The organism is Citrobacter sp. S55_ASV_140 (assembly GCF_018919505.1).
GTDB classification, from domain to species: Bacteria; Pseudomonadota; Gammaproteobacteria; order Enterobacterales; family Enterobacteriaceae; genus Citrobacter; species Citrobacter werkmanii.
Window position 1 is genome coordinate 1 of record NZ_JAHLQZ010000210.1, and the last position, 6339, is coordinate 6339.

Here is a 6339-nt window from a genome sequence, read left to right on the forward strand (position 1 = left end):
ATCAAGCAAAGGTTCAATCGTCTTTCACACCCAGTTTTTCGGTTTGCTCGTTTTACTAATGCCTGGGTTCATAATGTTGCTCAGATCGTTTTCCTTTGATGGCGACTCTCCGTTTCTTATATCAGGACAATCGCAAATGTCTGCATTTTAATTTGTATGACAAAACAAAATAATCCCCTAATCGACTCGGACATGCAATAGCCAGGTTTATTTATTTCGGCATCGCTCACATTTTTATATTTAAAACCACAGCATTATTAACACCTTAAAAATAGTTTCAGGAGATAACTATTCTCGTCACTACCATTATAAAACACGTTGTTAAATAACTACTTATAGGTATATCACTTACTCTTAAGTATATTTATTCGGCGTTAAATTTTAATTAAAAGATTACAATAGTTACAAAACCACAAATCATAATTACTTTATCCACTGAAGCGATTCAGTTTACAGCTTTTATTAATCCAGCAATGTAGCCTCCCCGCCATAAATATAAATCAGGTTTAATAAACCAATCGGGAATAGCAATGAACGAATATTTTATGTTTGCCCTGGCACTCTCTCCGTTACTACTGATGGTATTTTTAATATTAAAACTAAAAATGGCCATCCATTATTCCGTGCTAATCTCTTTAGTTTTCACCGCCGCGTTATCAGCACTATTCTGGGAAATGCCCGTACAGAATCTGAAAGCTGCAATAGGCTATGGCGCACTGAAGGGATTATGGCCGATCGTGATAGTGATCCTCGGCGCTATCTTCAGTTATAACGTCATGCAGGCGACCAAAGCGCTGGATATTCTGCGCGATATTCTCGCCAGCATTAGCGAAGATAAGCGTATTCAGGTGCTGCTGATTTCATGGTGCTTTGGCGGATTCCTTGAAGCTGCGGCGGGTTATGGTACGGCGGTCGCCATTCCAATCGGCATTCTTATTGCGCTCGGATTCAACCCGCTGAAGGCGGCGATCGCCTCTCTGGTTGCAAATACCGTTCCCACCGCATTCGGCGCGGTCGGGATCCCGGTTTCTATTCTGGCGGAACAGGTTAATCTGCCGGTTTATACCTTAGGCGGAACCATTATTTTGCAACTGGCGCTGTTTAATATCCTGCTGCCGTTTGTCATTGTCTGCATAATTGGCGGCGGCCTGAAAGCCATTCGCGGCGTATTTCTGATCACACTGATGTGCGGCATCACCACGCTGGTTCCGCAATATTTTGTTGCTATCCATCTTGGCGCGGAATTGCCTGCCTTTGCCGGGAGCCTGGTCAGCCTGTTTGCCGTCGCGATAGTCAGCCGCCTGCGCAAAGGAAAAACCGATCCCGAATGGCGCATTGAGGTCAGCCATACCCGCGAAACCACGCCGCGCTCGGCAAAAGTGTTGTTCCGCGTGGGCTCTATCTATCTGTTTATTTTTGTCTTTATCCTGCTGTGTTCACCGCTGTTCCCGACGATAAAAGCCGCGGCGTCCCAACTGGCCTCGGTACTGTATTTTACGCTAGCCGACGGCAAAACCCTGGCGCTGAAAGTGGAATGGGTGACCACGCCGGGGATGCTGATCATCTTTGCGACCATTATCGGCGGTTTTATTCAGGGGGCTTCGGCACGTGGGATGCTGGAAGTGTTTATCAAAACTATTTTCCAGCTTAAAAATTCCATTGTGGCGATTATGGCGATCGTCGCGCTGGCCACGGTGATGGATCTCAGTGGGATTATCTCCACGCTGGCCCAGTCGATTGTTGATTTGACCGGCAGCTCATACGTCTTCCTCGCCCCGGTGATTGGCGCGCTGGGCACATTTGTCACCGGCAGCGATACCAACTCGAACATTCTGTTCGGTAAACTGCAAACCATTGCCGCCAGTAAGCTGCATATCGATCCCAACTGGCTGGCGGCGGCCAACACCTCCGGCGCAACGGGCGGAAAAATGATTTCGCCGCAGAGCATCGCCATCGCAGTTTCAGCCACCAAAATGGACGGTCAGGCCAACCAGATAATGTCTGGCACCATGAAATACTGCTGCGCCTACATTGTGATCCTCGGCCTGAAAGTCGGTCTCTTTTATTACTGGTTTATGGCGTAACCCGTTGTCAACCCCGCCAAATTCGCGGCAATCGTATTTGACGACGCGGTGACCATAAAGGTTTACACCGCCCTGGGATCGGAACGAGGTAACAGGCTTTACGATTTGTCGGCGCTGACTAAAATAGCGCCGATGTTTCAAATCGAGGATTGTTGTTATGTTGTTCTGGAAAAAGATGGTGAAGAAGTTCGACGCCTTTTCTGCGTTGATCCCACCACGCTACTTCCGCGTGTAATGTCTGCGTTTCACGCTCATTTGTCGGCCGGATAAGGCGCAAGCGCCGCATCCGGCAACTGGCCCCCTTTCACTTGCGCAGCCCGCACGCTCTTAACACCCTGACCCACAGACGAAGCCACGCAAAACGGTAGACCAGCGGATGCTGAAATCGTAGTAATGTCAGAAACATAGAGCCTCCTTGCGGCGCTACAGTACCGTTGCCTGATAGCGAATCTGCGGCTCCATTATCTGGTGACGCGCGTCTATCAGCCGCAGTTCATACGAGTCGCGCTCTTTCGTTAGTCGCATCACCGCGTCAACAACACTGGTGGTCCGCTCCAGCGCCAACTTGTCATCATAACCATTGAGCAGTGAGGCCAGCATCACGCTGCAAATCAGATCCCCTACGCCCACCGGCATTTTGGCAAAGCTATACAGCGGCCGGGCGATGTGTAACGTCTGTTCCGCCGTCACCAGCAGCATTTCAAACGCCTGTTTGTCACGCGAGCAGTCGCCGAGATGCTTCACCAGTACCTTGTTCACGCCCCATGCCACCAGCTGCTGCGCCGCTTCCACCACCTCGTCAAAACTACGCAGTTGTCTGCCCGTCAGCACGCCCAGCTCATAGAGATTCGGCCCCATTATGTCGGCCAGTTGAATAGCGTCATCGACAAAAAAGGACTCCACGCCCTGCGCGACAATGCAGCCTTTTTGCGGGTCGCCCATTACTGGATCGCAAAAATAGAGCGCCTGCGGATTACGCTGGCGAATGGTGGTGACCGCGTGCTTGACCTCTTCGCAATGGCGTTTATCTCCAAGATACCCTGACAATACGGCATCACATTGCGCCAGCTTTTGCAGGTCATCCAGCCCGCTGATGATGGCGCTCAACTCGCCGTGCGGCATCGCCATGCCCTGCCACATCCCGTACTGGGTGTGGTTGGAAAACTGCACGGTGTAAAACGGCCATACATCGATCCCCGAAAGCTGCATCGGCAACACGGCGGCTTTATTTCCGGCATAGCCATAAACGACTGACGACTGAACAGACAACACGTTTTTCATTTTGACTCCGTCTAACGAAACGTTGGCAGCAGACCAAATACGTCCAGAACAACCGTCAGATAAACAATCGCCCCACAGACAATCACCAGATTGAGCACGGTGTTATTACACGGCGCGGTATAGCTGGCGGTCGGAAAACGTTTCCGCGCCGCTTTCACCAGGAACGGCGGCAGGATCACGCTCCAGATGGTAAAGGCCAGACCGGCGTAACCAATCGCGTGCACAAAACCGTTCGGGAAGAAGAAGCACACGGCGGCTGGCGGGAAGTAAGTCACCAGCGCGGTTTTCAGGCGGCCCATGCCGTCATCCGGGAAATGAAACAGATCGGCGATGTAATCAAACAGGCCAAGCGTCGCCGCCAGCAGGGAACTGGCTACCGCGAAGTTGCCGAAGAAGGTCAGGATCAGATCCATATAACGGCTGGTGAACAGCCCACTGATGGCCTCGACAAACACGTCGATATTGCCGCCTTTGGCGATAATTGGCGGGAACGAGGAACGGCTAATGTTGCCCATCGTAACGGCTAACCAGAAGATATACAGCAGCAGGGCAAACAGCGTGCCGATGATAATAGAGCGTGTAATATTCGAAATCCCGCTCGTGCCATACAACTTGACCAGGCTCGGCACGTTACCGTGAAAACCAAACGAGATAATGCAGAACGGCAGCGTCATCAGGATATACGGCAGATACTGCGAATTGGGCAGCGCCACCGCCACGCTGTCGACGAGTTTTGCCACTTCGATATGGCCCACCAATCCGGAGAAGGTGGCAAAGAACGCCACAAACTTACCGATAATCAGCACGGTAGTGATGCGTCCAACCAGCAAGGAACTGTACCAGGCAATTGCCCCAACCAGCATACTGACGATAATCACCGAGATATTTGCCGGAAAACGTACGCCGCTGTATTTGAATACGGTTTGCGCCATCACCGCCGATGAACCGGAGATATAGGCATAGGTCAGAATATACAGCACAAAGCCGAAAGCGATACCCACCACAATATTCCACTTACGGCCTAATAAATCCTGGGTAAAGGTATTAAAACTGGCACCAGCGCCATAATGCAGGTTAACTTCAACCAGCATCAGACCGGTTAATAACATCATGATGGCAATAAAGAGAAGAATAACCGACGCACCGGGGAACCATACGCCAGCCATCGCAATCGGCAGGGAAAACATTCCGCCACCCACTACGGTCGCGATAACCAACATGGTTCCGCTAATCAGTCCGGGGGTACTACTCTGTCGCTCAATGGCATTAATATCCATGATAAATGTTCCTGTAGACTATTCGTTATAATTACAGCTGTCATTTGTACATCATGCGGATAATAAAAATGTCGGAGTCAGGGTTTACTTTTTATAGTTCTGTCACGGTAACGGACACCGCAAAGGCTTCCTGTTCATGGAAAAAGAAGACAAAAAAGCCCCATCGCCAGATGGGGCCATAATGATTATTTAGATATAATCAAAGCGTGCGGTAAAGAAACGCAACTGCTTCGGCTCGTATATAAACTTCAGCCCGCGAATATCTTCTTTGTGCTGGTAAAGTTTAATAATGCCGTCGGCCACCACATCCATATGCGCGTAGGTATAAACGCGACGTGGAATCGTCAGACGCACGGTTTCCAGTTTCGGTCTGTGGTGTTCGCCGGTCACGTTATTACGACCCGCAGAGATAATTCCGCGCTCCATACTACGTACACCAGTTTCTACATAGATGCTGGCAGCCAGGCTTTGCGCCGGGAACTCGTCCTGCGTCAGATGCTCGCAGAAGCGGCGCGCATCGAGGAATACCGCATGACCACCCACCGGTTCAACAATCGGTACGCCAGCAGCTTTCAGCTTGTCGCCCAGGTAGCGCACCTGCTTCACGCGGTGCTCAATGTACTCATACTGCATGGCTTCGCGCAGGCCAATCGCCATGGCTTCCATGTCGCGTCCGGCCAGGCCGCCGTAGGATGGCATCCCTTCGTAGACCACGACTAACTCTTTGGCAGCAGAGAACATTTCGTCATCATTCATGCACAGGAAACCGCCGATGTTTACCAGACAGTCTTTTTTACCACTCATGGTACAACCGTCGGCGTAGCTGAACATCTCATGCACGATCTCTGCGATGCTCTTGTTCTCAAAGCCCTGCTCTTGCTCTTTGATAAAGTAGGCGTTTTCTACGCAGCGGGTGGCGTCGTAGAACACTTTAATGCCGTGTGCTTTTGTCAGTTCACGTACCGCACGCATGTTTGCCATCGATACCGGCTGCCCGCCCGCGAGGTTAACCGTCACCGCCAGGCAGATATAGGCAATATTCTCGGCGCCTTTTTCATCAATCAGCTTTTGTAATTTTTTAAGATCGATATCACCTTTAAATGCAATATTCAGACCGGCATCGTGCGCTTCGTCACGAACGATATCGACAAACACCGCGCCATTTTTTTCCTGGTGATAACGGGTAGTGGTGAAATACATATTCCCTGCAACATATTGCCCAGGTTTAATAGCCAGCTGCGATAACAGGTTTTCAGCGCCGCGGCCCTGGTGAGTCGGAACAATATGTTTAAAGCCAAACAACTCCTGAACCGTTCTTTCCAGATGGTAGAAGTTTTCGCTGCCCGCGTACGCTTCATCACCCATCATCATTCCGGCCCACTGCTTGTCGCTCATTGCGTTGGTGCCACTGTCGGTCAGCAGGTCAATATAAATATCTTTCGAATTTAACAGGAAAGTATTGTAACCCGCTTCCTGCATTTTCTTAAGGCGTTCATCACGCGGGATCATAGATACAGTTTCAACGCTTTTAATACGGAAGGGTTCTGCCGGATAATTCATTTTGTTTCTCCAGTAACAGTGGTCATGTACGTATTAATGTGAAGTAAAGCATACCTGGTTCATCAATAAAGTCTGATGAAATATAACTATTCGCCTCCTGAGCCAGGGGGAGAAATAATGTGGAGGCACTATGCAAG

The 6339-nt window shown here is 50.1% G+C and carries 4 protein-coding genes; 1 reads left to right on the top strand and 3 read right to left on the bottom strand.

Annotated elements, in window-relative coordinates; all coding sequences use genetic code 11:
- The first annotated feature begins 530 nt into the window (after positions 1–530).
- Positions 531–2084, top strand: a complete 1554-nt coding sequence (locus KQJ18_RS20420) for an L-lactate permease (RefSeq protein WP_204525607.1) — start codon at positions 531–533, stop codon at positions 2082–2084.
- Between the two features lie 423 nt (positions 2085–2507).
- On the opposite strand, the gene pdxY is transcribed toward KQJ18_RS20420, so the two are convergent.
- The 3 genes from pdxY to KQJ18_RS20435 form a co-directional block, all read right to left on the bottom strand.
- Entirely contained in the window at positions 2508–3365 is an 858-nt protein-coding gene (gene pdxY / locus KQJ18_RS20425; protein ID WP_216422608.1) for a pyridoxal kinase PdxY, read from the bottom strand.
- Positions 3366–3376: 11 nt separating this feature from the next.
- A complete protein-coding gene (locus KQJ18_RS20430; protein ID WP_038636871.1) occupies positions 3377–4642 on the bottom strand; it encodes an aromatic amino acid transporter in 1266 nt (421 codons plus the stop codon).
- A gap of 189 nt (positions 4643–4831) precedes the next feature.
- Positions 4832–6202: a tyrosine phenol-lyase gene (locus tag KQJ18_RS20435; protein ID WP_038636869.1), complete on the bottom strand. Its 1371-nt coding sequence runs from the start codon at positions 6200–6202 to the stop codon at positions 4832–4834.
- Positions 6203–6339 lie beyond the last annotated feature (137 nt).